The 25,908-nt window shown below is 36.9% G+C and carries 29 protein-coding genes; 6 read left to right on the top strand and 23 right to left on the bottom strand.

Annotation, left to right across the window (positions count from 1 at the left end):
• Positions 1–20 precede the first annotated feature (20 nt).
• The 8 genes from mraZ to DKZ56_RS06520 form a co-directional block, all read right to left on the bottom strand.
• A complete protein-coding gene (gene mraZ, locus DKZ56_RS06555; RefSeq protein ID WP_208651931.1) occupies positions 21–452 on the bottom strand; it encodes a division/cell wall cluster transcriptional repressor MraZ in 432 nt (143 codons plus the stop codon).
• Positions 453–632: 180 nt separating this feature from the next.
• Positions 633–2,246 (bottom strand): bacillithiol biosynthesis cysteine-adding enzyme BshC, encoded by a 1,614-nt coding sequence (bshC, locus tag DKZ56_RS06550; protein WP_208651930.1) that lies wholly within the window; start codon positions 2,244–2,246, stop codon positions 633–635.
• A gap of 126 nt (positions 2,247–2,372) precedes the next feature.
• The gene (locus DKZ56_RS06545; RefSeq protein ID WP_245989639.1) at positions 2,373–2,759 is read right to left on the bottom strand and encodes a DUF3397 domain-containing protein; all 387 of its coding nucleotides are present in this window, start codon (positions 2,757–2,759) and stop codon (positions 2,373–2,375) included.
• Positions 2,760–2,761: 2 nt separating this feature from the next.
• Positions 2,762–3,655 carry a ketopantoate reductase family protein gene (locus tag DKZ56_RS06540; RefSeq protein ID WP_208651928.1) on the bottom strand — a complete coding sequence of 298 codons (894 nt, stop codon included), beginning with the start codon at positions 3,653–3,655 and terminating at the stop codon, positions 2,762–2,764.
• Between the two features lie 149 nt (positions 3,656–3,804).
• On the bottom strand, positions 3,805–4,200 hold the full coding sequence (locus tag DKZ56_RS06535; protein WP_208651927.1) for a Myb-like DNA-binding domain-containing protein: 396 nt from the start codon (positions 4,198–4,200) through the stop codon (positions 3,805–3,807).
• A gap of 148 nt (positions 4,201–4,348) precedes the next feature.
• Entirely contained in the window at positions 4,349–5,119 is a 771-nt protein-coding gene (locus DKZ56_RS06530) for an enoyl-CoA hydratase/isomerase family protein (RefSeq protein WP_208651926.1), read from the bottom strand.
• 189 nt (positions 5,120–5,308) lie between these two features.
• Entirely contained in the window at positions 5,309–5,482 is a 174-nt protein-coding gene (gene rpmF, locus DKZ56_RS06525; protein WP_208651925.1) for a 50S ribosomal protein L32, read from the bottom strand.
• A gap of 21 nt (positions 5,483–5,503) precedes the next feature.
• Positions 5,504–6,031: a YceD family protein gene (locus tag DKZ56_RS06520; RefSeq protein ID WP_208651924.1), complete on the bottom strand. Its 528-nt coding sequence runs from the start codon at positions 6,029–6,031 to the stop codon at positions 5,504–5,506.
• Positions 6,032–6,174: 143 nt separating this feature from the next.
• Between DKZ56_RS06520 and DKZ56_RS06515 the strand changes: the two genes are divergently transcribed.
• Entirely contained in the window at positions 6,175–7,383 is a 1,209-nt protein-coding gene (locus DKZ56_RS06515; RefSeq protein ID WP_208651923.1) for a nucleotidyltransferase, read from the top strand.
• On the opposite strand, the gene DKZ56_RS06510 is transcribed toward DKZ56_RS06515, so the two are convergent.
• Entirely contained in the window at positions 7,378–8,430 is a 1,053-nt protein-coding gene (locus DKZ56_RS06510; protein WP_245989608.1) for a SepM family pheromone-processing serine protease, read from the bottom strand. The genes DKZ56_RS06515 and DKZ56_RS06510 overlap by 6 nt on opposite strands.
• 227 nt (positions 8,431–8,657) lie before the next feature.
• Here DKZ56_RS06510 and DKZ56_RS06505 point away from each other — a divergent pair, with 227 nt between their 5' ends.
• Entirely contained in the window at positions 8,658–9,452 is a 795-nt protein-coding gene (locus DKZ56_RS06505) for a hypothetical protein (RefSeq protein WP_208651922.1), read from the top strand.
• Positions 9,453–9,497: 45 nt separating this feature from the next.
• Here DKZ56_RS06505 and coaD read toward each other — a convergent pair whose 3' ends face one another.
• Genes coaD through DKZ56_RS06490 form a run of 3 tightly spaced genes read right to left on the bottom strand, consistent with a single transcriptional unit; the run spans position 9,498 to position 11,987 of the window.
• Positions 9,498–9,983 carry a pantetheine-phosphate adenylyltransferase gene (gene coaD, locus DKZ56_RS06500; protein WP_208651921.1) on the bottom strand — a complete coding sequence of 162 codons (486 nt, stop codon included), beginning with the start codon at positions 9,981–9,983 and terminating at the stop codon, positions 9,498–9,500.
• 13 nt (positions 9,984–9,996) lie between these two features.
• Positions 9,997–10,572: a 16S rRNA (guanine(966)-N(2))-methyltransferase RsmD gene (gene rsmD, locus DKZ56_RS06495; protein ID WP_390261016.1), complete on the bottom strand. Its 576-nt coding sequence runs from the start codon at positions 10,570–10,572 to the stop codon at positions 9,997–9,999.
• Positions 10,572–11,987, bottom strand: a complete 1,416-nt coding sequence (locus tag DKZ56_RS06490) for an RNA polymerase II (RefSeq protein ID WP_208651919.1) — start codon at positions 11,985–11,987, stop codon at positions 10,572–10,574. Before DKZ56_RS06490 ends, rsmD begins: the two co-directional genes overlap by 1 nt.
• A 54-nt stretch (positions 11,988–12,041) precedes the next feature.
• On the opposite strand from DKZ56_RS06490, the gene DKZ56_RS06485 reads away from it, so the two are divergent.
• The gene (locus tag DKZ56_RS06485; protein ID WP_208651918.1) at positions 12,042–12,431 is read left to right on the top strand and encodes a DUF7147 family protein; all 390 of its coding nucleotides are present in this window, start codon (positions 12,042–12,044) and stop codon (positions 12,429–12,431) included.
• Here the strand turns inward: DKZ56_RS06485 and DKZ56_RS06480 are convergent, their stop codons facing one another.
• Positions 12,432–12,707 carry a YlbG family protein gene (locus DKZ56_RS06480; RefSeq protein WP_208651917.1) on the bottom strand — a complete coding sequence of 92 codons (276 nt, stop codon included), beginning with the start codon at positions 12,705–12,707 and terminating at the stop codon, positions 12,432–12,434.
• Positions 12,708–12,891: 184 nt separating this feature from the next.
• Here DKZ56_RS06480 and DKZ56_RS06475 point away from each other — a divergent pair, with 184 nt between their 5' ends.
• On the top strand, positions 12,892–13,827 hold the full coding sequence (locus DKZ56_RS06475; RefSeq protein ID WP_208651916.1) for a glycerophosphodiester phosphodiesterase family protein: 936 nt from the start codon (positions 12,892–12,894) through the stop codon (positions 13,825–13,827).
• A 324-nt stretch (positions 13,828–14,151) separates the two neighbouring features.
• Here DKZ56_RS06475 and DKZ56_RS06470 read toward each other — a convergent pair whose 3' ends face one another.
• The 4 genes from DKZ56_RS06470 to DKZ56_RS06455 all read right to left on the bottom strand — a co-directional run bounded on the left by DKZ56_RS06470 (position 14,152) and on the right by DKZ56_RS06455 (position 17,896).
• The gene (locus DKZ56_RS06470) at positions 14,152–14,610 is read right to left on the bottom strand and encodes a 2-thiouracil desulfurase family protein (protein ID WP_208651915.1); all 459 of its coding nucleotides are present in this window, start codon (positions 14,608–14,610) and stop codon (positions 14,152–14,154) included.
• Positions 14,611–14,692: 82 nt separating this feature from the next.
• Positions 14,693–15,136: a YlbF/YmcA family competence regulator gene (locus DKZ56_RS06465; RefSeq protein WP_208651914.1), complete on the bottom strand. Its 444-nt coding sequence runs from the start codon at positions 15,134–15,136 to the stop codon at positions 14,693–14,695.
• Positions 15,137–15,230: 94 nt separating this feature from the next.
• Entirely contained in the window at positions 15,231–16,703 is a 1,473-nt protein-coding gene (locus DKZ56_RS06460) for a UDP-N-acetylmuramoyl-L-alanyl-D-glutamate--2,6-diaminopimelate ligase (protein ID WP_208651913.1), read from the bottom strand.
• 140 nt (positions 16,704–16,843) lie between these two features.
• Positions 16,844–17,896 (bottom strand): CAP domain-containing protein, encoded by a 1,053-nt coding sequence (locus tag DKZ56_RS06455; RefSeq protein ID WP_208651912.1) that lies wholly within the window; start codon positions 17,894–17,896, stop codon positions 16,844–16,846.
• Between the two features lie 145 nt (positions 17,897–18,041).
• On the opposite strand from DKZ56_RS06455, the gene DKZ56_RS06450 reads away from it, so the two are divergent.
• Positions 18,042–18,404, top strand: a complete 363-nt coding sequence (locus tag DKZ56_RS06450) for a YugN family protein (protein ID WP_208651911.1) — start codon at positions 18,042–18,044, stop codon at positions 18,402–18,404.
• A 109-nt stretch (positions 18,405–18,513) separates the two neighbouring features.
• Here DKZ56_RS06450 and DKZ56_RS06445 read toward each other — a convergent pair whose 3' ends face one another.
• From DKZ56_RS06445 to coxB, 6 genes are all read right to left on the bottom strand, one after another.
• Entirely contained in the window at positions 18,514–18,975 is a 462-nt protein-coding gene (locus tag DKZ56_RS06445) for a DUF420 domain-containing protein (RefSeq protein WP_208651910.1), read from the bottom strand.
• Between the two features lie 13 nt (positions 18,976–18,988).
• Positions 18,989–19,924, bottom strand: coding sequence for a cytochrome c oxidase assembly factor CtaG (gene ctaG / locus DKZ56_RS06440; RefSeq protein WP_208651909.1), 936 nt, complete (start codon positions 19,922–19,924; stop codon positions 18,989–18,991).
• A 173-nt stretch (positions 19,925–20,097) separates the two neighbouring features.
• Positions 20,098–20,439, bottom strand: a complete 342-nt coding sequence (locus DKZ56_RS06435; RefSeq protein WP_208651908.1) for a cytochrome C oxidase subunit IV family protein — start codon at positions 20,437–20,439, stop codon at positions 20,098–20,100.
• 1 nt (position 20,440) lies between these two features.
• Entirely contained in the window at positions 20,441–21,067 is a 627-nt protein-coding gene (locus DKZ56_RS06430) for a cytochrome (ubi)quinol oxidase subunit III (protein WP_208652185.1), read from the bottom strand.
• Positions 21,064–22,956, bottom strand: a complete 1,893-nt coding sequence (locus DKZ56_RS06425) for a cytochrome c oxidase subunit I (protein ID WP_208651907.1) — start codon at positions 22,954–22,956, stop codon at positions 21,064–21,066. Before DKZ56_RS06425 ends, DKZ56_RS06430 begins: the two co-directional genes overlap by 4 nt.
• A gap of 48 nt (positions 22,957–23,004) precedes the next feature.
• Positions 23,005–24,081: a cytochrome c oxidase subunit II gene (coxB, locus tag DKZ56_RS06420; RefSeq protein WP_208651906.1), complete on the bottom strand. Its 1,077-nt coding sequence runs from the start codon at positions 24,079–24,081 to the stop codon at positions 23,005–23,007.
• A gap of 823 nt (positions 24,082–24,904) precedes the next feature.
• On the opposite strand from coxB, the gene DKZ56_RS06415 reads away from it, so the two are divergent.
• Positions 24,905–25,834: a COX15/CtaA family protein gene (locus tag DKZ56_RS06415; RefSeq protein WP_208651905.1), complete on the top strand. Its 930-nt coding sequence runs from the start codon at positions 24,905–24,907 to the stop codon at positions 25,832–25,834.
• Positions 25,835–25,908: the final 74 nt, after the last annotated feature.

Below are 25,908 nucleotides of genomic sequence, written 5' to 3'. Positions count from 1 at the left end.
CTCCTTCTTGGATGTATTCTCTAGAAGTCAAAGCCGATCAGATTTTCTGCAATATCATTGAAAGATTCCTCTGCCTTGTTGAAATACTCTTCCCAAAGTGCTTTAGACCATATTTCAATTTTGGTTGAAACCCCTAAGATGACACACTCTTTTTCAAGTTTGGCGTAAGCAGCAAGGTTCGATGGGATGTTGATGCGCCCTTGTTTATCTAATTCCACTTCGGTAGCCCCTGAGAAGAAGAATCTAGCAAAAGCCCTCGCATCTTTTTTCGTCATTGGCAAGTCTTTCAGTTTTTCTTCGAGTTTTCGCCATTCGTTCATAGGATAGCCAAAAAGACAGTTATCAAGACCTCTTGTAATCACAAAAGTATTCCCTAACGCTTCACGAAATTTGGATGGTATGATTAAACGTCCTTTGGCATCAACAGAATGTTGATATTCTCCCATGAACATGCTACTCACCCCACTTTAGTAAATAATTTACCACAATCCCCCACTTTCCACCACCTATTTTTCATACAGTTAATAGACTTTTAATAAAATATGACAATAGCACTTAACAACTAAAATTTTTTCAAGAAAAAAGAACTATCCCTATAGGAGATAGCTCACAGAAAAAATGATTTAATAATATTAAAATTTCACTAAATAATGGGACTCGCTTATTGAAAGCGGTAATTTTAATAAATCCGAAATGAGGCTTTGACCATATCTGTTTATATATTGATACGGATTGTATACACGCTCTTGGAAATTCTGATTCGGATACAATTCACTGGCAATGGTATTTAACCGTCGAATTGTATGTTCGTGTTTTAAAAGCACTTCCTGTTCGATTTTTTGATTTAAATAATCCAATTGCATGTGGTGGTATTTTTTATTTTTTTCCATAATTTTTTCTAAATGAAGGCCTTTCGAATCTAAATAACAATGCAAGTCTTTATACGCTTCTTCAAGCATGTTTCGAATTTGATCGATTTTATTTTTGGCTTCTGCCTCTTGAATGCTTTCAATAAAACGGTGTTTAATTTGCTCCACTTCACCATTAATAACCTCTTCAAAAGTTACATCGTATTCAGAAAGCAGCTGCTCCACTTGGCGGGTAATGAAGGTGATGTTTAATCTCGGTGCTAAAATCGGCATTTGCAGATTTAAAACATCAAAAGCATCTTTTAATGTCGCCCAATACAGAAGTTCCCCAGGGCCAGCAACAAAGGCCAATACCGGCAAGCACATTTCTTGCATCAATGGCCTTGTCACCACATTATTGCTTAGCTTTTCCGGCGATTCTTCGGCAAGATGCAACAGCTCTTCCTTAGAAAATTTAACATTGGCACTTAAGTTGATGAAATATCCGTTTTTTCTTTCAAGTAAAAATCGTTCTCCATCCTTCACATAAAAAAGGTTTGCATTTTCTTTCGACGCTAAAATCGGCGTACCATAACCTCTCTTTTCTAACAACTGCTCCTTTTCGACAACGGATGTACTAATTTCTTCATTTTTTTCAATGATGCGCTGAAAAAATGACGTTTGATAACGTCGGAATGGTAAAAAGGCTGAATCAATCATCAATAGCCCTTCATCTTTAAATAAATCATTCATTAAACGAGCGAAAAAATCCGTAAAAGTTTCGCTTTCATTCATATGATGAAGCACTGATTGATAGAGTGCTTGAGTGTATTCCGTTTCTCCGTAGTCTTTAAAAATTTCATCAATATATTGCTTCATAAGGGAATGGTCAATTGGCGTTTCCGAAGCAAGCGTTTTTTTTCGATGATCCACTCCGTATATTTTCTTTTTCGGCAGGCCATTAACTATAGTATACGTATGATTGATCTCAAGAATATCGTGATCTTCACCTGCAATCCAGAAAATCGGCACCACATCTGTGTTTAATTTTTCACTTTGTTCTTTTGAAAGCAGTAAGACACTGATGGCTTTATGAACTGTATAAAGGGGTCCGGTGAGCAGTCCTGCCTGCTGTCCACCGACAACCGCAAGCGCTCCTTTTTCCAGCTTCCGCAAATGCTCTAACGATTTTTCAGAAATTCCAAAGGGCTCCATAAATTGATAAATGACTTCACACAATTCTTCTCTGTCATACGTCTGTTCTTTTAAATAACGCGCCCGCACTTGGAATGATTCATCATGATACGGATATTGATAAAAAGAAAGTAACTGTTCGTTTCCTGCCCAATAGTCAGATAACAATTGATTGTTAACTGGTGATATTCTTTCCAGTTCCATATGTCTTCTCCTCTACTTATCTCTGTACGTTCAATTTCTATGAATGAGTTTTTACTTGTAATATTGTAAACGTTTCCCCCATGGTCTGAAAAGAAAATGGCTCAATCAAAATATGTATCGGCCCAATTATGTAATAAAAAGGAGTATATTTTGAACTATTCCTACGATCCATACAATATTGTACACAAGAAATAAATATACAAATTGCACCCGCCAAATTCTTCTCAATAGAGGAATGACTTTTATTTCCTTTTGTGTCCTCCAATCAATAAAAGTCATAATGATTGCAATCAAAAATGAGATGGTGATGGCAGCGATGCTGATGGTGGTTCCCCATAAGGTTGAAATGGAAATCACAACGGAGAAAAATAGAAAAAAGGTCGTGACATCTGCAGCTAAACGGAAACTATAGTTGGCTTTTTTCTTTAAAAATTTCCGAAAAATCAAATACGCAATGAAAAACGTTATGATTGGCAGTAAAATTAGGGTGCCGAGAACATAAGCGAAAACCATTTTCACGTTTTTTCACCCTCTATCGCTAATACCAAATGATAAAAAGTATTTAATATCGGCAAACTTCGACCTCTTTGTTCAGCTTTTTTAATTACGGCACCAACAATGGATTCCACTTCTGTTTTCCGATTCATTAACCGATCCTGTAGCATCGATGACGTATTGGATGCTGTTTTTTCGCATAACGAAACAACATCACTGAAAGCAATATTCTCCCGTTGCTCCGGAAATGCATCCATACATTCTTCATACAATGCTTCCAACAATTTTTTGGCATGGCGATTTGCAACAAGCCCCCCATTTTTCACTTGGAGCACTGTTGTCATTGGATTGATAAAGCAATTATATAAAGCTTTCTCAAAAAGCATATTTTCCGCATGCTCCACAAATTGGACAGGGAACAATGGGCTTTCAACCTCACGAAACAATTGAAAAATCTCAGCATTTCCCCGTTCAACAGCTAATTTTAACACACCTATGCCGCGATGGATAACCGTATAATCATTTTCTTTTTGCGCTCCAAATTGGCAAGAGCCGAAAGCAATGGTCTTTTGTGGAAGTTGTAGCGCCTTTTCATAATGAGCTAAACCGTTTTGCACAAACAACAGGGGAATATCGACCGATAAATCCGCAAGCTTTGGTAACAGTAATGGCAAATGCGTATATTTTACCGCAACAATGACTAAAGATGCCCCCTCCAATTCGTTATAATCTCTAGATGCTTTCACAGAAGTTTTTGTAACTGTTCCGTCTAAATTTATTCTATTTATGCCATGCTCGCCGATTGCTATCTCTTGCGCTTTTCTTCTAACAATGCATGTTACATCTAAACGGTCTGCTAAAAAGGTGGATAACAACATTCCGACAGAACCTGCTCCAATCACCGCAATCTTCATATCCGCTACCTCTTTTCCTGATGAACTAAACTCGAACAAGAAAAAGGTGTGACTGATAGAGTGTCACACCCTTTTTTCATATTATACTGGAAATTTTTGAAGTTTTCGATATTTTTCGCTGAATCATCAAGAAGAACGGGAACCGTTTATTACTGCTGTTGCTTTTGCTGCTGTTCAATAAAAACCGCTCCTTGTTGAAGCCATTTTAATACTTTATCGTGCTCGGTTTGAAGCTCCCGATACTTCAGTTCCAGCTCATTATACGCTTCCGTCAATTCATCAAAACTATTTAATGCAAGTTTTAAATGGCTTCTCATTAATTGCTTTGGCCGTTTTCTAACGCTATTTAACATTTGGCCATATTGTTGTCTTAATGTTTTATTCCAGCGGAAACCGCAAGCCTGCTTTGTTCGTCCCAGCACTTCTGCAGCCTCTGCAAATGCTTCTAATTGAGTTCTACCGTTTTGTACAGCTGTAATCACAATTTCTGCTAATTTTTCATCATCTTCAGGGGTCCATTGATCTTTTCTTCTTTTCCCTTCCATACCTATCTCCTCTCATTTTTTTACTCTACTATATGCAAAAAGAGAATAAATAGAATTAAAGAATATAGAAAAAATAGGTTACGACATAGAAAAAATTTGTCGCAACCTATTTCAAAAAAATGAATCTATGCTCCAAATCATCTAGCTTTTATTTTTGGCTGCTCGATTTTGACAAGAATCGCTCTACGGCTTTTTCATGTTCCTCGCTTTCCCAAAGCTTCGCGCAAAGTCTGATTTCTTCCATTACGCGTCCATACACATTCCGCTCTCTCCATTTGCGGAGTTCAATTTCTTTATAAGCATGATGGACAGATGGATGCACTTTTTTCATATCTTCAATAAAGGCTTCTAAAGCTTCTTCTTTTGGACCGTCAAAGACTCTCATCGCCCATCCGATATCATATAATGTTTGCGCATCATATGGTTTTGCATCAATCAACATTTTTAATGCGCGGTCATGTCGCAATCCCCGTTCAAATAAATAGGTTCCTCCTCCCCATCCAGTCGTGATGGCTAATGTACCTTGAATGAAGCCGCATTTGGCATGTCTAGCCACCAATCGGAAATCGCAGGCTGTAGCAATTTCGCAGCCTCCACCAACGGCTGTCCCATTAATGAGGGCAATGGTAGGAACATGCAGTGTGGCAAGTTCATATAAAATATTCCCCATTTTGCTGAGCATTCCGAAAGCTTCTTCAGCCGTTTTTAAACTATGAAATTCTGATAAATCACCGCCGGAACAAAAAGCTTTCTCCCCGGCGCCGGTAATGACTAAGAAACGCACATCTTTATTTTCTTTAATATGTTTAATGACTTTTTTTAGCCCATCCATAACCTCATCATTTACTGCGTTTCTTTTTTCTTCCCTGTCAATGGTAAACGTAAGAATACCCTCTTTTAGGTCAATTTTGTAAGACAATGAACAACATCCCCTTTTTAAACAGTGATTTCAATAGTTTGCCATATGTTTTCATAGTAATAGACGAATACCCGGATGACAAGAATTGGTTATGACCATTTTTTTGTGAAAAAAGCACAAAAAGACTATTAGAGAGCCATGGTCACTCTAATAGTCTTTTTGGTCAGAGCGTAAACGATATACGCTTTATTATTTGCTTACTACTTCTTTACCTTTGTAATGTCCGCAAGATTTGCAAACATGGTGAGATAAAGTTGGTTCACCGCAATTTGGGCAATTTACCATACCAGGTACTGATAATTTGAAATGAGTACGGCGTTTTCTTTTTGCAGTTTTAGAAGTTCTTCTAAATGGTACAGCCATGATTGGCACCTCCTTGTAGGTTTATTCATCTTTTTGATCAAAAAACTTGGCTAATCCAGCAAGTCTTGGATCCACTTTTGGTTCGTCATTTTGTTGACTTAATTCTTCATCTGTATAATAACTCCAGTCTTTTCCACCTTTTATTGTACCTTCAGTACCTTCTTTGAATACTTGCATCGGTATCTCAAGGAGGATCAATTCTTCTAAGACTGGTGTTAAATCGATGACTTCTCCATCTGTGTAATGGATATCCTCATCATCATTCCCACGAAGTTCCGGATCAGCCCAATTGAAGACTTCAACCGTATCCACTTCAATAGGAAATTCAACATTTTCCCACGTGCGAGCACATGGAAGAGTTAAGGTCGCTGTTAAGTTTAAATGACAAGTCATTTGTGAATTTCCGATAGTACAGTGACCTTTTATATGAACGGGTGAAATCTCGCGAATATCACTATTTCGCTTTTTCACGTCATCCAACTCGACAACTGTATCAATCGGCATGCCAGTATGGCGATACTTAGATAGTTGATGAATAGACCATTTCATTCACGAATCACCCCAAGACAACAATGATGATTATATAATGTGATAAATTAGATGTCAAGATATTTCCTTGTCACTTTACAAAAACGATACTATAATTCAGTATAAACTTATGAAGAACTGAAATATTTGGAAAGGGGCATACAATGAAAGCAGTCGGAATCGTTGTGGAATATAATCCATTCCATAATGGACATTATTATCATGTTACCCAGTCAAAAAGCATTACAAACGCAGATGTTGTTATCGCGGTGATGAGCGGCCCCTTTCTCCAAAGGGGAGAACCGGCCCTCGTTTCCAAATGGCATCGGACAAAAATGGCTTTAGCAAACGGCGTGGATCTTGTTGTTGAATTGCCCTATGTTTTCAGCACAGCCAATGCTCCTATGTTTGCAGAAGGGGCGATTTTTCTACTTGATTCGCTGAAATGCGACGTCTTCGCTTTTGGCAGCGAAGAAGGGAAAATTGAGCCTTTTCTTAATACTTTCAACTTAATTGAAGAGCATTTTGAAGAATATAATGGCCTTATAAAAAAGTTTGTCTCAACCGGAATCAGTTATCCGCAAAGTTTGTATTATGCATACGAACATTTAAAACAAAAAAAACATCAAACCTATATCGACTTATCCAAGCCGAATAATATTCTCGGCTATCACTATATAGCTGCCGCAAAAAAATACAACTTATCCATTCAGCCAGTGACCATTCAACGAGTCCAAGCCAATTATCACGATTCCGTCAACAAGGCTTCATCCATAGCCAGTGCAACAGGCATAAGGAGAGAACTCTTTCAAAAGGGAACTATTCATGCAATTTCTGCTTATGTTCCACAATCCACATTCAATGAGCTGGCAGAATGGCAACAGCAGTATAAGCATTTTGTGGATTGGGAAGCATTTTGGCCGCTTTTAAGATATGCCATTATGCGCTACCGTCCAGAAAGCTTAACAGCCTTTGCCGACGTTTCAGAAGGAATAGAATATGCCCTTATAAAACATGCCAAACAGAGCGAAAATTTTTCACAATTTATGTCCGGCATTAAATCAAAACGATATACATGGACAAGGCTGCAAAGAATGCTTACCCACATCTTCACCGGCATTACGAAAGAAGAATTGCATCAATTCAAAACGCCTTCCTATATTCGTTTGCTAGGAATGACAAAGAAAGGGCAAGCTTATTTATCAGAACACAAAAAGCAATTTGAATTGCCTCTAATCAGCCGAGTTGCCCAAGCGAAAGATTCGATGCTGCAAATCGATATACGCGCATCCGAGATATATGCTTTAGGGGTTGAATATTATTCAAATAAAAAAATTGACGGAGATTATCAAACTCCGCCAATTCGATTATGAAGTTTTTTCTTTTTCAGGTAAATTCTTTAAATAATTTAACGCATCATCAATTGTTTTTACCGGCACGATTTTCATGTCGGTATTTATTTTGTTCGCCGTTTTCACGGCTGCTTCATAATTGGAGAGGATTTCAGGATTTTTCTTTTTGACTTCTTCTGAAATTTCATCATCAGGTGCAAAGAAAATTTCCATTCCATCCCTATGGGCAGCCACCACTTTCTTTTCAATGCCCCCGATTCGGCCGACTGTGCCGTCTTCATGCATTTCACCGGTGCCTGCCACTAAATATCCTTTTGTTATATCTTCATCCAAAAGCTGGTTGAGAATTTCGAGGGTAAACATGAGTCCCGCTGATGGACCGCCGATATCTTTCGAGTTAATTTTGATTTTTGGATCCGTTTGAATCGTTTTATTTTCAGCGTATGTAATACCTAAACCAATTTTCCCACCGCTATCAGGGATTTCCTTCAATGTCATGGTGCGGTCCAACAATTTTTCATCCCTTTGAATTACTAATTGAACTACATCATCCTCTTTTTTTGTTTCTAGCACATGCACTAAATCCTCTGCTTTTTTAATGACGGTTCCATCGATTTCTTCAATTCTATCTCCCGGCTCCAATATTCCGTCACTTGCCCCGCCGGCTAAAACATTTAAAACGGTGATGCCGTTGTAATCAACCGTATAAGGAAGCCCTGCCTTATTATAAGCAACATAAATGGCATTAAATTGTGAATCCTTCATCAGCTTCAACTGGCGAATATTATACTCCTGTTCATCTTCTTCCTTTTGATGAATATCTTCCTTCTTCATAAGCTCTTCATGCTCGCTAAATTTTGCAATCAGATACGTTAAAGGAGTGGCTTGGCTCATGGCAACGGTCATTAAACTAAATGTCCCTTCATCGTCCAAATCCCCATTTTCCACAGTAACAAACTTGCTTACATCATAGGCGCTTCCAGGTTTCATAATATAGTAATCCAACTGATAAAAAAATAAAAAAAATGTCCCCAGCATCATCAATATCATCAATAGTAAACGCTTCAAAGGTTAAATCACCCCTAGTTCAGCCAAAAAAGCTAAATAAATAAAATCAAACATGCATATATTAGTTTAGCACTTCAATCATTGTGAATCATAGAAAAACATTAGTTGAAAAGAGTTGATGGCTTATTCCACTAGTATACCTTTTCGTATGTATCGCACTGATTTGTTTATTATTACTCTTTCCAGGAATTGCACACAAAGGGGCCGATCTTGGACTCAAACTTTTCTTGGAAGCTTTATTCCCATACTTATTGCCGTATTTGATTTTAACACAATGGTTTATTCGCTTGACACCAGAAAAGCCCAATTCCTTATCGAAATTCAAATTATATTTAAAAACTTATGGAATTAGCGCTCTCGGCGGATTTCCTACGGGAGCTGCGACGATTGTTTATTTAAAAAGGACAAAGCAAATTTCTAAACAGGAAGCAAACGGTCTTTTAAGTATTTGTCATAGTCCAAGCCCATTATTCGTATTAGGATTCGTTGGACATGACTTATTGCACAATACCCGTTTCAGTTGGCAATATTTAATATTGTATCATACCATTTCAATCATGATTTTGCTTGTATATTACTTTTATAACCGTTCTAATCCTCATCAAATGGCTCAATTAGACAACCCTAAACAAAACGAAAACCCGTTTATTTCCAGCATCAAAGACAGCATTCCTACAGTTCTTGTCGTTGGTTCGACCATCATCTTTTTCACAACGATTTATACAGTTGTGATGTATACAATCCAAACCATTGTTCCAAACGTACATACATATTTGCTACTACTGACAGCAGCATCTTTAGAAATGACAAATGGACTCCAAATTTCATATAATTTTTTTGAAAGTGAACCTATTTTGCTTCCGCTGCTTTTAACCATTTTTTTATCTACACAAAGTTTAAGCATTCATATGCAAGTGGCAGTGATTGCCAAAAGCGAAAACATTTCGCTTAAACCATATATTTTAATAAGAATTTTGATGTCATTCATCATTCCGTTGTTATATTTTATCTTATTTTTATAAAACTTGAAAAAGGAAAAACTCGGCATCATCACTGCCGAGTTTCTATTATTGTTGAAATTTTTTTTTCAATGCTTCTTCTACTATGCAAGGCACAAGCCCCTTGACACTTCCCCCATAGCGGGCAACTTCCTTCACAATACTTGAACTTAAGAAAGAATATTGATTTTTTGTCATGATGAAAAATGTTTCAATGGATTCTTCCAAAAAACGATTCATCGATGTAATTTGCATTTCATATTCAAAGTCTGAAACCGCCCGCAACCCTCGCACAATTGCAACGGCATTTCTGGATTTAGCATATTCCACCAATAATCCTGAAGAACTTTCCACACGGACATTCGGAATATCCTTCGTTACTTTTTTAATCAATTCAATTCTTTCATCAATCGTAAATAGCGGTTTTTTAGAAGAATTTTGTAATGCCGCCACATACACAACATCAAATATATCTGCTGCTCGTTTAATAATATCTAGATGTCCATTGGTAATCGGATCAAAACTTCCAGGTACGACTGCAACTTTTTCAGACAATGTTTCTCTCTCCCTAATGTTTTCGATAAATTGAAATATTCGTATTTCCGTAAGTTTCTTCTCGGACTAAGACATATGGTCCGAATTCTTGTGACAAATGAGTCTCCGATGAATGTTCACAAACGATGATGGCATCTTGAGACAGCTTTCCGCCTTCTGCAAGAAGGGATACAAAATTGTAGTATTCCAACTTTTTATAAGGTGGATCGACAAATAAATAATCGATTTGTATATCCCTTTTTAAAAGCGCCTTCACAGCACGATTGGCATCCGTACAATACAATTCAGCCATCTCTTCATAACGGCATTTTTGTATATTTTCTTTTAAAATTTGAAATGCCTTTCGATCTTTTTCAATGAAGATAGCTCTTTCCGCTCCTCTGCTTAGCGCTTCGATTCCCAGACCGCCACTTCCTGCAAATAAATCTAATACAATCCCTCCTTCAAAAAAAGGGCCAATCATATTAAAAATTGATTCTTTTACTTTATCTGCAGTTGGCCTTGTAGTAGTGCCAGCAATCGCTTTAAGCGGCGTCCCCTTTCTTTCTCCGGCAACTACCCTCATTTTTCTCACCAATCTTTCTTTCATTATTTTAATTCAAGTGTATGAATGGAAATAGTGTCTTTCTTTTTGTCCACTTCTACAAGGAATAATTTTTGCAGCCAAGACTCTTCGATGTAATACTTCCCTGAAACGATTTTTATTGGTTGAGAAACCGTATTGTATCGTCTTTGATTATAAACATAAAAGCCGTGGTCAATCGGGAAGCGGAATTGTCTTGCATCATTGTCCACATAAAAGCCATTTTCTCCAATCTTCGTTTCATATCCAAGATGTTTTAATAATGAATCAGCCGAATAGAGCACTTGCCCATCTTTAAAAATGACTTCAACATCTTTCACTAAGTTGGTATTGACATACACATCCCGTGTATCATTAAACAATAATGGATAGACTCCATCCGCTGAAGCATTTGCCTCAAAATATTGTGTATGGTTGCCGAACACTTCGCTTAACAGTTGATCTAAAGTGGCTGCATCAATTTTTTTGCCTTCCAACTCCTGCAATTTTTCATTCCAAAGTTTAAGTTGGGATTCCGTCATCCGATTTTTTAGCGTCACTGTCATTTCTTTTGCTTTCTCTCCGCCAATTTCGCTATTAGTTAAAAATGAAGCTAATACTTCTCTTAACCAATTTGGCACATTTTCAAACTGATACTTCATGTTTAATTGCGTTAAAAATATATCTTCCTTCATGGCTTCAACAGTTGACTGATTCGTAAACAAAATGCGGCTTCCTTGCGAATCAAGGCTAGAGTTAAGTACAACAGCAATATGTTCATCATTCATGAATTTTATTTCATCAAATTGTTTCATTAAATCATCCTGAATTGGATTTGGTGAATAAATCGAAATTAAGTCATCTTTTTCTCGATGATACAGCTCTCCAGCTTGATAATACAATTCATAGACTGGACCAGTGCCGCTAAACATCGTATAGTTGACTAACGATAAAGATTGTTGGCCGACTAAAGGCAATCCTGTAATCCATGTTCCATTCACAGATTGGTCAGTTGTAACATGCACTGTTGTATGAGATACAATTCCATTTTCTAATGTAACAAAAATATTTTTCAGCAGCTGGCTGGATTTTAATCCGCCTTGTAATGGGATTATGTATGATATGGATTGAGTTTGAATATCGCTTTTTTCAAATTTGGAATAATCGTCACTTAACCGTTTGCAGCTATTTTCTTTTTCGATAAAACAATCAGGGTTTTGGGCTTGTTCGGGCCAGTTGATATAAACCGTTTGATTTGGTAGATTTTTTAAGTGGTGGCGGATATCTAAACTATCTCCCCTTAACACGACATCAATTTCTTGATTATAAGTAAACTCTTCTAATTCACTTTCTTCTTGATTAGAAAAAACTTGATATTGAAAAAAGAGTACGCCGCCAATCAGCAGAACGAGCACACTAAAAAAAGACACGATATATTTCATGGGCAAACCACCTTTAACCATGTTAATATATGAAAAAGAAAGGATGATAAAAAAATGACTCAACAATTTGTCGAACTAGGACAAGGTTATGGAGATATTTATGAGCTTTGTGAATTGATTCGCACCAATAAAAAAAGATTCCATAACGCCTTTTTATTTATATCTTATAAAGGAAATCAAGCGTACGCTTCCCCGGCAGTAGCCTTTGAACCCGTTGGCGACAGCAATTTTATGCCGATATACATATGCCGCGAAGGAATTCCTTACACACCAGAAAAACCATCTAAGCGGCTAGAGCTATTTGAGGAAGCATTAAAAGAAATCGGCAAAGAAGCAGTTCCAATGGATATAAAACACTCCTGTTACTATGCTGAAACCATTTTATTCTATCAACATTTAATCGGCGTATTGCGAATGAACCGCTTAATTCCACCGCTCGATTAATTAAAGTCCAATTCGATAATCAAATTCTTCTTTTTCTTTCTTCGATTTGCTATTTTCAAACTCATTTTTTACAAACGGCAAATAAGATTCCACAACGTCTTTCACAAAAGGAAGGCGTTGTATTTTATTTTTTATATAAGAAATTTCATCTCGATTACAATAAAGGACAACATATTTTAATTTTCTTGAAATATAATGCACATGTCCAAACTTTCTCAAACTTTTAGCGTTTTTTAACTGATAAATATACACAATTAGCCCTTGGCGTTCTTGCATTTTTATTACCCCTTTTCTTCATTTCAAGGATACCATACACGCAAAATCAATAGCAACTGAACATTCGTGACATGACGCTACAATTTTCGTTATAATCAATTTTAAGGGACTAAATTTTTGCTAAACAAGTAAAGTAGACTTTCAATTGCAAATAGAAGATAGAAGCTCGTAAAGGAGGCCAAACATGGGAAAAAAAACAAAATTGGCGCTGGCGATTGCTGCTGCAAGTGCGGCCGCATGGGCTGGAAGCAAAGCTTTTTTAAAACCCCAAAAACGAGAAGGAAAAGCTGTTTTACAAAAATCTCCTGTTGTGTTAGCTCATAGAGGTGGGGCAAAACTCGCACCAGAGCATACTATGATTGCTTTTGATAAAGCATTTGAACTTGGAGTAGATGGCTTTGAAATCGATATACGCCTTACAAAAGACGAAGAAATCGTTGCTTTTCACGATGAGACCATCGATCGAACTTCAGATGGGATAGGTGCTATAAGAGACTTTACATTAGAAGAATTAAAGACCTTTAATTTTGCTTATCATTATAAAGACGAAGAAGGAAATTATCCATACCGTAATGAAAAAGTAGATATTGTGACGTTAAGAGAATTATTTGAAAAATTCCCGAATATGTATATAAATATTGACATTAAGGATAGCCCGGAAACCTATGAAGGAAGCTTAATGCCTTCGAAACTATGGAGATTAATAGAAGAATACCACGCAGAAAATCGGGTAGTAGTAACGAGCTTCTATAGCGAACAAGTAGACCGTTTCAATTTATATGCCCAAAATCGAGTTGCTTTAGGAGCAGGAGAAACGGATGTAAAAAAAGCCTTTGCCGCTTATACGAGCCAATTTAGACATCTATATCAACCAAAAGTCGACGTATTTCAACTGCCTCAAAAACATGGAAGAATTACGCTCGACTCGCCGAAATTTATTGCTTTCTTGAACAAATTCAACATCCCTGTCCATTATTGGGTAATTGACGATGAAGAACAAATGAAAAAATTATTGGAAAACGGTGCACAAGGCATTATCACCGACCGGCCAGATATTGCAGTTCCCCTTGTACGAAATTGGATAGAAAGCCAAGCAGAAAAAAATGAAAATGAAAAATAGTTTTTTCATCCTAGAGGCTGGGACATGAACAAAAAATTATAGGTGCAGCTGAAAGAGTTTTGATAAAAAATTGATTGGAGTGACGGAGCGAATCTTGTCTCGCACGCTTAGTCGCAAAGCGGAGCAAGTTCAAGGAAGTAAATTCAAAGCTTTCCTGCGACGAGCCCTTTCGAGACCACGAGGAGCGAAGGGATGACTCAGAGGAGGCTCGATCCGGTCCCGCGGAAAGCGTCCCCGGAACGGAAATCAATTTTTAATAACATCTCAAAAAACATCATTTTCTCTTTGGAGAAAATGATGTTTTTTGATTTGTCCAAACTTTTTTTAATTTAATTCCCTCAAAAACTCCTCTTCTGAAATCACTCTAAATCCATTTCGTTTCAGCAACGCAGAAGTAACGCCATCTCCTGCCTTTTTCTCTCCATTAAACTCTCCATTGTAAATCATCGTACTTCCACAAGACGGACTGTTTTCTTTCAACACGACAATTGTAGCATTCACTTTCTTAGCGATTTCCAAAGTAGTTAAGGCTCCCTTTAAAAAATGTTCTGTTACATCCTTTCCTGATTTTGAAACAACCTTTGCCTTCCCATCTAACACATCAAAACCGTCTCCCCCAATGATTTCAGCTGGCTCCCGAGGAATCGGCAATCCTCCAAGCACTTCTGGACAAACCGTGACGGCTTTTTTCTCTTCAAGCAATTTCGCTATTTTTTCATCTAAACAATCGGTGCCATTATAACGAACTTTTAAACCTGCTAAACATGCACTTACTAAAATCATAACTTCCTCCAATATTGAATAAATTAAGAAATAAGGCTGTTCAGAAAGCAATTCCTTTCCAAACAGCCTGTTTGATTTTTTCTTAAGCAGAACAAGAGCAATTTCCACCGGATCCGCAGCCGCCGGAGTGGCAAGACGTTTCAAAAAATGGGTTGCTCACTGGAACTTTGACCGCTTCCGAAACGGATTTTCCAATAATGAGACAAATTTCATCCAACAAATCTTGCAGTTCATTTTCAGCAAATTTTAAATTGGCAACTTTTTCATTTAAATCCAGTTCCCTTTTCTGCTTTCGAATTTCTTTCATAATTGTATGATAATCAGGATGATACTTGCCAAAACGTTGTACATCCTCATATTGTTCTTTTAATCGATTAAATGCGGCAATCTTCTCAACTAACGATCGGTCGCTGTAAACCGCTTGGTGCGCTTCTCGGTAATTGCGAACGAGTTCAGAATTGAGAATCATGGAGCTCAATGCGTCAGCTTCATCTAAAATGAAGGCCCATTCTGATGTCATCATCATCATTTTTTCCTCCAATCTGTATATCTATCATAGCAAAATTTCAGCGAAGTTTGTATTTTCAATACTTGCTTTAGTCGCCTTCCTTAAGAAGCTTTTATTGATTTTGATGATAATTTGCCAAAACAGCTTGAACACATTCATAATCGGAAAAATAAATTTCCTTGTCCTTAAAGGTTTGGGTCGTTTCATGCCCTTTTCCGGCGATAAGGATCGTATCCCCTTCTTTAGCAGATAAAATAGCTTTTTCGATAGCTTCTGCCCGATCTAATATCATTTCATATTTTTGAGTCGATGGGAACCCGGCTGCAATTTGAGAATTTATCAAAGTTGGATCCTCACTTCTCGGATTATCAGTTGTCAAGTAAATCATATCTGCATATTTGGAAGCAACCGCCCCCATTTTTATCCGCTTATGTTTATCTCTGTCGCCGCCGCAGCTAAATACTAAAATTAATTCGTTTTTCACTGTTTTTTTCAATGTTTTTAATACGGCTCTCAACGCTGCTTCCGTATGGGCATAGTCGATGTAGATAGACAAATTTAAATTATTTGGAACCGGCTCAAGCCTTCCGTTTGGCAAATGCAAGTGTTCTGCCGCTTCACAAATCTTATCGATTGGGAAGCCTAATTCGCTGACGGTTGTAATGGCAGCGATGGCATTTTGCAATTGATATTCTCCCACAAATGGCAATGTAAACACCTTTTGGCCTTTATCGCTCTGCAAACAGCAAGTGGTATGCTGAATGCCCTCCGCCAACACTTGCAATTGGTAATTCATGCGATTTCCGAGACCAAAATAGGTCTTTTTCTTTTTCGATTGCAGACCTACTGTTCGACAAAATGAATCGTCACCATTTAATATAATCTTTTTTGCCAGCTGGGCTAAAATTTGTTTGGATTGTTTATATTTTTCAAAGGATCCGTGTTCTTCAATATGATCTTCCGCTAAATTTAAAAATACCCCTATATCAATATCGCAATCATCCAGCCGATGAGTCGCAAGCCCCATAGAAGAGGCTTCCAGTGCCACATATTGTATTCTATTTCTTACCGCATACTGCAAGATTTTATGCAAATGTTTCGGCTGCAGTGTTGTTAAATGTTCGTATTCTAAATCAATTTCTTCACCATTGATAAATACGCCAACCGTTCCAATTACCATGACCTTTTTATGTAGTGCTTGCAGCAGTTGCCCAATAAAATGGCTCACCGTCGTTTTTCCATTCGTACCAGTTATTGCAATGACTTGCAGCGCTTCTGCAGGAAAATGATGAATTTTTGCAGCACTAAAGGACATAAACTTTAAACAGTTCGGAACCCAAATTAGAGGCACCGGTAATTTTAATTGATCGAGTTTATTTTCATCTTCAATGACAACTCCAACCGCACCATTTTGAATGGCTAAATCAATGAACTCATACCCATCAAACTTTTTCCCTTTTCTGACAATAAATAAATCGCCGGGTTTCACATGCTGGGCATGATCTTCAATACCAGTTACTTCAATGCGGATGGAGCTGCCTTTCACCGTACAAGGCCAATCTTTTAATAACTCTGCTAATTGCACTGTGTCACTCCTTTTCCCATATCATATGCCCAGGAAAAAAATGTGACACAGGGGCAACAAGTTAGGGATTTCTTAAAAAATAAAAAAGCGAATTGGAAAACAACCATTTTCTCAATCCGCTTTTTGAAGATTTTTCTAAATCAAGGTTTCTTTAAAAAAATTTGAGTATAGTAATTGATGAAAACCCCTGAACCAACATGAGTGAATTTTTCATTTAAAATCAAATCGCGATGCTCCTCTGAATTAAACCATCCATGGGCAGCTTCAATGGCATCATAATAAGCTGTAGCCAAGTTTTCTCCCGCTTCATCATACACAATTGAATGCATTTGCAGCCGATCTTTAAGCGAACCAAATTTAGGCGAATCATGAGACAAATAATCTTCTGTATACATTTCTTCACTATGTTCCATGGCAGCAAGGCTTGCCTCAACATCCCATTCCAATACTGGAACATCCTTATTGTTACGGAAAACATTGATCGTATCAAATAATTGTTTTGAATAGGCTTCATTGCTTTGCTGTAAAATATAAGAATTTAAATTCGGCACCCGAATTAAATCCCCTACAAAGCTCATCTCATATGGTCTATGCTTCACCAAGGTTTCACTGTTCATATATCGAATGCCCACCAACGTATTTGTGAATTGGTCGATATATAATTGGGCAAAAACGCCGTCAAATTTTACTAAAATTCGAGAATGCATATCATATTCCGACAGTGAAAATGTATAAACGTTATCTCCAATATTTACCGTTATTTCCGGATTAACAATCGTCATCCGATAAATTTCATCAATCGATTCACCTATCTTATACGGTGTTGCATCCACATGACTACCTGCTGTATACACTTGAGTAATCGTTCCATTTTCTACCCCAAACATGATGAATGATTTTGGATTATTATTATAAACCCACCATTCATAACCATAGGCGCTTTGGTCAATTCGATTTGGCTCGCCAAAATCCTTTACGATCCTATCGCTTTTTTGATTTATGTATGTAGAAATGCCCATCTCAGGTCTTGGCAATGCATCCTCATCCCCTTTTGGAATTTCGGTTTTAGGGATTACAGAGGAGTTCGAATTTGGGCCTTCCAATGGCTCAAGCTCATAAGTTGAATCAGATGTATAATAATAAAGAATAGCAATACAAAAAAGGACAATTAATATTCGAAAGAGCGTTTTCATACAATTCATATCCTTTGCTATAATGGTCTCATTATACTAAATTTAATTTGTATGACACAATGTTGTCATTGCAACTATTAAGAAATTGCTCTATTATAAAATTATGCGTAAAAATTTGTTCGATGTAACAAAAGGAGGATTATTCATGTATTTTGAAAACAAAACGCTTGAAGATATAATCGTAGACCAAGCGGTACTTGTTGAAGTAATGGAAAAAAACGGTTTAACATGCCACGGCGGATGGGATTATGACCGTATGACATTTGACAAACGTTTTGATGTGAAAGAAGGCCGTTACTATTTACGCGTTTTCTGCACAGCCGTTTCTGGAGACTGTGGAAACAATACAGCTACTTTAAAAATCTTGAAACCTGCTCTCGGCAAATACTATTACCCACATGGTGTTGAATACGGTGAAGATGAAGTATTTCCAGCACATTTAGTAAAAAAATGTGAATCCATTTTAGAAAACATTAAAAAAGATTTAGCTGAAATCGGCGTCGCATAATGCACTTATATTTTATTTAATTTATATTACAAAGGAGGCAATTGAATAGCCTCTTTTTTTATTTTTTAGGTTTAAAAAGAAAAAGAGGCTAAACAGTAGCCTCGAGAAATTAAATTCCTAAAATTGCTTTAATCACAGAAGTTGTTTCGCCGCCTTCATAAATTACATAAAGCAATAAATATACAATAACACCTGTGATGGCTGTAAAGAACCAAATTATACTTGAAATCGGTCCAAGACGACGGTGGGTTGTGAGCTTATCTTTTAAACCAGTAATAATGCTGATAAGTCCTAATACGCCGCCTACTGTTGCCAAAATAATATGGAAAATTAAGAAGAATGTATAATAAACTTTAACATTATCAGGACCGCCAAAAGCCGTATTGCCGATAAACAATGTTCTTAAAGCATATATAATGAAAAAGGTTAGCGCGCTCGCACCAGCTGCCAACATGACTTTCTTATGCGCCTCAATTTTTCTGGCAATGATTAGTCCCCATCCGATTGCCACTAAAACTGCGCTAATTACAATAAATCCTGTACTAATCGTTGGTAAAATTGGTACACCCATGCTTCACATACCCCTATTCTTTATGGTTTCTTTTTTTCTCTTGGAAGTCACTTAATGCCTTCGCTGTAATTTCTTCTTCAGACAACCTATGCTCATCATTCCACCATTCACGGAAGGCAAAGTATAAAATAAAACCTAAAATGATTTCTTGAATAATTTTCATCAACACTCCGCCTAATTGCTGATCACGCAATGGCGAAAGATTCGTAAATAGTTCCGGACCTGATAGCTGAACGGATGTATTAATGCTTGCTAAAGTTCTATCCGGCACACAAAGGGCCATTGCCTTCAACCACGCTTCTCCATCAGTGTATGTTGCATAGGCAGGATTTTTTGTAAAAATAATCAATGCACAAGCAGGCGTGATTACAACAGCAGTCGCGATAATATACCCTACTTTATATAATCCTTTAACTTTTCGCTGTCCTGGCACTTCGTTGACAAGCGGCCAATACATAAAAAAGGCTGATAAGAACAATGCAAGACTGGCTAGTCCATGCAATGTTTCATCTACTTTAATGTTATCAAATACAATCGGTAAATGATAAACTGAAAAAGCTAATGCAAACCCAAGAACGGAGACAACTGGATGGGTTAATGCTTTCACAATTTTATCAACTACCGGAAATTCCACAACTACTTTCCATATCCACCAAGGGATTCCTTTAATAAAGAAAATTGGAAGCAATAATAGATAGAAAGCCATTTGAACCATATGCATTGTAAAAGTAATATTAGACATCAAATCAATTGGAGAACCTTTTACCACATATAATAAAATAATTCCTAAAAGAAAATAAACGGCTTCCTTTTTTTTTAAAGGCTCGCTCTCTTTAAAATCGTTTCTCCAACGAATCGTAACTAAAAAATAAACAATGATGACAAATACCAATGTCCCGATCATATATGGGCTCCACATCGCTTGAAACCCAAATATACTTAAAGGCATAATATCGCTCCTTAACAAAGAAGTAATCTAAAGTGCAAAGTACTATTGATATTATAACATTTTTTTAATATGAAATATTAAGATTTCTTGCAACTTTATGAAGAAAATATGATATTTTTGAAAAGCTCTATACATAAGAAAGGCTGTCTAAAAATCTAGACAGCCATTTCTTATTACCACCATATAATTGTATTGAATGCTAAGAAGAATGTAAATGCGATTACTGCTCCTACCCACACGAATGTGGAGATAACACCAATATATGGAGCATTTTTATCATCCATATGCATGAAGGAATAAAGTTGCAATATTACTTGGATTCCAGCAAGCAATAAGATGACTGGTTTAATAAATGTTGGTGCAAAATCTGCAACAACTGTTGCAAAGGCAATAAACGTTAGGAAAATCATGATCGCAAAGTTAATCACTTGTTTGCGCAATTGCAGCGCACCTTTTCTGCGATCAAATTCGTATTGGGCTTGGTTTCTGCCTTGAATCTCAGTATCGTGACTCATATTATCCTAACACCCCCATGAGGTATACTACCGTAAAGATAAATACCCAAACAACGTCAATAAAGTGCCAATAAATGGACGCTACATAGTATTTAGGTGCGTTGTATAGATTCAGACCACGTCTAGCATTACGGACCATTAAGCAGATCATCCAAACTAATCCGATAATCACGTGAAGACCGTGTGTTCCTACAAGCGTAAAGAATGCTGAAGAGAACGCAGATTGAGTATAACCAAAACCAATGTGTACATAGTGATAGAACTCATAAATTTCAAGGGCAAGGAAGCCAAGTCCAAGAAGAACTGTTACTCCAGTCCAAAGTTGAACCCCTTTGAAATTATAGTTTTTCAAATGATACATTGCATATACAGAAGTTAATGATGATGTTAAAAGGAGCATCGTCATCACAAAGGCTAGCGGCAATTCAAAAAGTTCTTGTGATGTGAACTCCATGCCTGCTGGACCTTTGTTTCTTAAAGAGATGTAAGTTGCGAATAAACTTGCAAATAGCACGATATCGCTACAGATAAAAATCCAAATACCAACGTACTTATTTTTACCTTCTTGTGTTACCTGTTCCGGATGTTCTGGCCAAGTTTGAGGGGTGAATTTAGTATTTAGCATTATTTATTTCCCCCTTTTCCATAAAGCTCATTTTCAATTGCAATAATTTCTTCTGCATGTAAGTGATACCCTAAATCATCTTTTACTGAACGAATAATCATTGCAAGCACAGTAATACCAATTCCAATTACCATTACTGGTACTGACCAAGATACTCCATCTGGATGATATAATGCACCAAATGCAGCAATGAATAATCCGATTGACATAATAAGCGGTAAAATTGAGTTGTTTGGCATATGGATGTCGCCAAGTGGTTCAGCATAAGTCATACCTTCAGGATTGCCTTCTTGTTTTTCAATCCAATATGGGTCAAATCCACGGATAAGTGGAGTTTGTTTAAAGTTATAGAATGGGATAGGCGTTTTTAATGCCCATTCTAAAGAACGTCCGTCTCCCCAGTAATCTCGGCAGTTTAATGGTTTAGATTTAATAGATGACAACATGTTAATAACCATTAGCACTACACCAATTGCCATCATGATCGCACCAATGGAAGAAATGAAGTTGAATAAATCCCAACCTTGACCTTCCATATAAGTGAATACACGGCGTGGCATACCCATTAATCCTAAGAAGTGTTGTACAAAGAATGTTAAATGGAATCCTGTAAAGAAGATCCAGAATGTTAAATAACCTAATTTCTCATTTAATGCACGGTTAAATAATAACGGCCAATAGAAATGGAATGATGCAAAGATAGCCGTTACGATACCACCAACGATTACGTAGTGGAAGTGTGCAACGATAAAATAAGAGTCGTGTAATTGATAGTCAAGTGGTGCAGTTGCCTGCATTACACCTGTTACCCCACCAGCAACGAAGGATGGGATGAATCCTAATGCGTAAATCATTGGTACAGTAACTTTAATAGAACCGCCCCAAATTGTCAAAATCCAGTTAAATACTTTCATACCTGTTGGAACGGCGATCGCCATTGTTGCTATTGCGAAAATTGCGTTTGCAGTCGCACCAAGACCTACAGTAAACATATGGTGAGCCCAAACCATGAATCCTAAGAAACCGATTAGGATTGTCGCGAATACCATTGAAGAATATCCGAATAAGCGTTTGCGAGCAAATACCGGAATAATTTCAGAGAATAAACCGAATGCTGGCAATACTAAGATATATACTTCAGGGTGACCGAAAATCCAGAATAAGTGCTCCCAAATAATTGTGTTACCACCCATTGTATGATCGAAGAAGTTAGCATCGAACATACGGTCTACTAACATTAAGAATAATCCTACTGTTAGTGGTGGGAATGCGAATAAAATCAATATACTAGAAATAAGTGTAGTCCATGTGAACAAAGGCATGCGCATGAACGTCATACCAGGTGCACGCATAGTAATGATTGTTACAATAAAGTTAATTCCAGAAATCAATGTACCTGCACCTGAAATTTGCAGACCTAATACATAGAAGTCAATACCATGTCCAGGTGAATATAAAGATAATGATGCATATGATGTCCAACCTGCATCTGGTGCTCCACCCATAAAGAATGATAAATGCAAGAATGTAGCACCTAAGAAGAATAACCAGAATCCTAATGAGTTAAGGAATGGAAACGCTACGTCACGAGCGCCAATTTGCAATGGTACAATCATGTTCATAAAACCGAATAAAAGCGGTGTCGCTGCTAAGAAGAGCATTGTTGTACCGTGCATTGTTAATAACTCGTTAAATGTACCGGCTGAAATAAAGTCGCTATTTGGATACATCAACTGAATACGCATTAAAAGCGCTTCAAAACCTGCGATAGCAAAGAATAATAGCCCAGAGAATAAATATAATATCGCAAGTTTTTTATGGTCAACAGTTGTCAAATAGTCCCAAATAACTGCGCCCACGCTCTTTTTCTTTGTGACTGCTACTGAGCTCACAACTTTAACCTCCTTAATTTTTTCTCTATCTACTAGCACTATAAAATATTATTTTTCAACTGATAAGCCCAATAAGAAATCAGCTACAGCACTAATTTCCTCATCAGTTAAATTTTTATACTTACCAGTCATCAAGTTGCCTGGTTTGTATTTTTCAGGATCTTTAATCCAAGCTTCTACGTTTTCTTTATTATGCTCTAAGAAACCTGCAACGCGGTTGCGGTCACCAAATGTTGTTAAGTTTGGTCCAGCTGCACCAGCAGGAGTTACAGCAGAAATCGCGTGGCAACCTAAGCAGTTTTGAGCAAATGTAGCTTCACCTAAATCTGTAGAATCTGGAGAAGCTGTTTGACCTTCAGTAGCTTTCATTGCTGCTACCCAAGCATCGAAATCATCACGATTTAATGATTTCACTTTGAAATCCATTAATGCGTGAGAAGGACCGCAAAGCTCAGCACATTTTCCGTACCATACGCCTTCTCCACCATTTAATCCTTTAGATTCCTTATCAAATACTAGGTAGAATTTGTTTACGTTTTCAACGTTAGTGTCCATTTTTCCACCAATTGCAGGAATCCAGAAAGAGTGTTTTACATCTCCTGCTTTTAATGTAAAGTAAACCTTTTCATTTGTTGGAACAACTAACTCTTGAGAAGTAACAATACCGTATTGTGGATATTCAAATTCCCACCAATACAATTTTGCAGTAACATTAACTGTTAATGCTTTTGGATCCCCATTTTCATCCACTTCATCCATTGCGGATACATCAGCAAATTTATAAGTAGCCAATACTGTTGGAACAGATAAAATTAATAGAAGGATGATTGGAATAACTGTCCAAATTACCTCTAATGTATGGCTACCTTCCACTTGCTTAGGCATGTAATCTTCGCCAAGTTTAGAACGGCGAAACTTTGCGAAAGCGAGTAAATAAAGAACTGATACTACTAAAACTACCAACGTCATGATACTTACAGCTAGTAATAGTAGATTAAATTGCTCTTTTCCGACAGCACCGGCTGGTCGAAGCGCAGAAATATACTCTTCACCACAGCCCGATAAAATCACAGCCATTGCTGCTAACAACGGGAAAAGAGACCATTTTTTAAGCCCTTTCTTCATAGCTTAATTAAACCCCTCTTTCTTTTGATTGTCTTGTCTAACTGGACGTTGTATTCTATCTATTTGAATTCTTTATTGAAGAAAGAATCCCAAAGGGTATAAATGTACTCATTGGTGAATAGAATGTATTATCAAAAATATCACCAATCTCATGTTTGCAACATAATGTTAGTATTAAACGTCGCTATGTTAGTAATAAACGTCGCTAATCTTAAAATGATCTTAATAAGTGTAAAGCAACTGAAAAACAGTTTATACATAAAAATAAAACAATAACCATATTAGCACACAATTTTTGTTTGATGAATGACATTTTATATATTTAAAAAAATGTTCAAATCTCATTCATCCCTGTTCAGAAAACACACACTTTAAGAATCCAACCGACACACGAGCCTAATTGTTTAAGTCACATCATCTCTGAGTTTACTATGTCAATATACCAAAGGCAAGTTACGATGCCTGCCAAATCTAGCCTCTTTATATCCCCCCCTTTTTTTTCTTTCAATTTTGTAAGCTTACTTACTAAATTCTACTATATCGAACTTTGTGCTAAATTTCTAGATTTTATGTGAATTTTATGGAATCCCACCAAGTTCGACTGATAAATATATAGCTTTATAAAAAGAATATTATAAGGAATGAAGTTTTAATAGTGGTTTTGTGAAATATTTTTCACGTTTTTGTGAACAGTTTGTGAAATATCATAACAATTATTTCATGAGAATTCTTTGAAGTTGTCTTTTTCCCGCGAATTCGCTATCATCATAAAAGCATAGCTTTTTTCATTTAATCTTTACAGATATAAAAGTAGGTGTCATTCATGCAACACAGGTATTATTGGTTATTAAAATGGGTTGCAGTACTTACTACCCTTGGCATGTTGCTTATACTTTTAGGTGGAGCTCTCGTTACAAAAACAGACAGCGGTTTAGGATGCGGCCGAAATTGGCCGGATTGTAATGGTTCACTAATTCCGAAAGAAATCACAACAGAAGTGTTAATTGAGTTTTCACATCGGTTTGTTACCGGTGCAGTCTCAATTCTAGTATTAATATTAGTGATTTGGACTTGGAGAGCTTTAAAACACGTTAAAGAAGTAAAATTTTTAGGCTTTTTAGCAATCTTTTTCCTTGTGCTGCAAGCATTAATCGGTGCTGCACAAGTGCTATGGGGACAAGGTGATTTCATTTTAGCCTTGCACTTTGGCATTTCATTGATTTCCTTTGCTGCAGTCATGTTGCTTGCAATGATTGTTTTCGAAGTCGATCAAAAATTTGATGCCGTTCGGGTTGACATTCAAAAAAAATTAAAGTGGCATACCATTGGTGTAACCCTATATTCATACATAGTTGTGTATACTGGCGCTCTCGTTCGACATACAGGTTCAAGTTTAACATGCACAAGCTGGCCGTTTTGCGACAACAGCGATCCTTTTAAACTGCCGGCGAAAATGTATGAATGGGTGCACATGGGCCATCGATTCGCTGCTTTCTTAATTTTCGTCTGGATTCTCTATATTATGGTACACGCAATGAAACATTATAAAGAACAAAAGGTCGTTTACTGGGGCTGGATTATTGCCTTTATTCTCGTTTCACTGCAAGTTATTGCTGGCGCGTTCATTATTTACACGCATTTAAATTTAATTGTATCTTTATTGCATTCTTTATTCATCTCGTTGCTATTTGGTCTATTATGTTACTTCATTCTGTTGGTTGCACGAAGCTCATATAATGAAAAAAATCATTAACATTTGAAGGATTGTACCTTAATGGAAGAGGGCAATCCTTTTTTGTAGTTTCCAACTAAATCCTCTTACCTCAA

The organism is Ureibacillus thermophilus (genome assembly GCF_004331915.1).
GTDB classification, from domain to species: domain Bacteria; phylum Bacillota; class Bacilli; order Bacillales_A; family Planococcaceae; genus Ureibacillus; species Ureibacillus thermophilus.
This window is presented reverse-complemented; position numbering and strand designations above follow the sequence as displayed.

Excerpts from the sequence above, each read along its gene's own strand:
- rsmD (WP_390261016.1), bottom strand. The coding sequence starts at position 10,572 with ATGAAAGAAAGATTGGTGAGAAAAATGAGGGTAGTTGCCGGAGAAAGA.
- DKZ56_RS06535 (WP_208651927.1), bottom strand. The coding sequence starts at position 4,200 with ATGGAAGGGAAAAGAAGAAAAGATCAATGGACCCCTGAAGATGATGAA.
- DKZ56_RS06470 (WP_208651915.1), bottom strand. The coding sequence starts at position 14,610 with ATGATTTTAGTAAGTGCATGTTTAGCAGGTTTAAAAGTTCGTTATAAT.
- mraZ (WP_208651931.1), bottom strand. The coding sequence starts at position 452 with ATGTTCATGGGAGAATATCAACATTCTGTTGATGCCAAAGGACGTTTA.
- DKZ56_RS06520 (WP_208651924.1), bottom strand. The coding sequence starts at position 6,031 with ATGAAATGGTCTATTCATCAACTATCTAAGTATCGCCATACTGGCATG.
- DKZ56_RS06545 (WP_245989639.1), bottom strand. The coding sequence starts at position 2,759 with ATGGTTTTCGCTTATGTTCTCGGCACCCTAATTTTACTGCCAATCATA.
- rpmF (WP_208651925.1), bottom strand. The coding sequence starts at position 5,482 with ATGGCTGTACCATTTAGAAGAACTTCTAAAACTGCAAAAAGAAAACGC.
- DKZ56_RS06415 (WP_208651905.1), top strand. The coding sequence starts at position 24,905 with ATGCAACACAGGTATTATTGGTTATTAAAATGGGTTGCAGTACTTACT.
- DKZ56_RS06445 (WP_208651910.1), bottom strand. The coding sequence starts at position 18,975 with ATGGGTGTACCAATTTTACCAACGATTAGTACAGGATTTATTGTAATT.
- DKZ56_RS06455 (WP_208651912.1), bottom strand. The coding sequence starts at position 17,896 with ATGAAAACGCTCTTTCGAATATTAATTGTCCTTTTTTGTATTGCTATT.
- DKZ56_RS06480 (WP_208651917.1), bottom strand. The coding sequence starts at position 12,707 with ATGCAAGAACGCCAAGGGCTAATTGTGTATATTTATCAGTTAAAAAAC.
- ctaG (WP_208651909.1), bottom strand. The coding sequence starts at position 19,924 with ATGCCTTTAAGTATATTTGGGTTTCAAGCGATGTGGAGCCCATATATG.
- coxB (WP_208651906.1), bottom strand. The coding sequence starts at position 24,081 with ATGAAGAAAGGGCTTAAAAAATGGTCTCTTTTCCCGTTGTTAGCAGCA.
- DKZ56_RS06465 (WP_208651914.1), bottom strand. The coding sequence starts at position 15,136 with ATGATGATGACATCAGAATGGGCCTTCATTTTAGATGAAGCTGACGCA.
- DKZ56_RS06515 (WP_208651923.1), top strand. The coding sequence starts at position 6,175 with ATGAAAGCAGTCGGAATCGTTGTGGAATATAATCCATTCCATAATGGA.
- DKZ56_RS06490 (WP_208651919.1), bottom strand. The coding sequence starts at position 11,987 with ATGAAATATATCGTGTCTTTTTTTAGTGTGCTCGTTCTGCTGATTGGC.
- DKZ56_RS06475 (WP_208651916.1), top strand. The coding sequence starts at position 12,892 with ATGGGAAAAAAAACAAAATTGGCGCTGGCGATTGCTGCTGCAAGTGCG.
- bshC (WP_208651930.1), bottom strand. The coding sequence starts at position 2,246 with ATGGAACTGGAAAGAATATCACCAGTTAACAATCAATTGTTATCTGAC.
- DKZ56_RS06450 (WP_208651911.1), top strand. The coding sequence starts at position 18,042 with ATGTATTTTGAAAACAAAACGCTTGAAGATATAATCGTAGACCAAGCG.
- DKZ56_RS06540 (WP_208651928.1), bottom strand. The coding sequence starts at position 3,655 with ATGAAGATTGCGGTGATTGGAGCAGGTTCTGTCGGAATGTTGTTATCC.
- DKZ56_RS06485 (WP_208651918.1), top strand. The coding sequence starts at position 12,042 with ATGACTCAACAATTTGTCGAACTAGGACAAGGTTATGGAGATATTTAT.
- DKZ56_RS06435 (WP_208651908.1), bottom strand. The coding sequence starts at position 20,439 with ATGAGTCACGATACTGAGATTCAAGGCAGAAACCAAGCCCAATACGAA.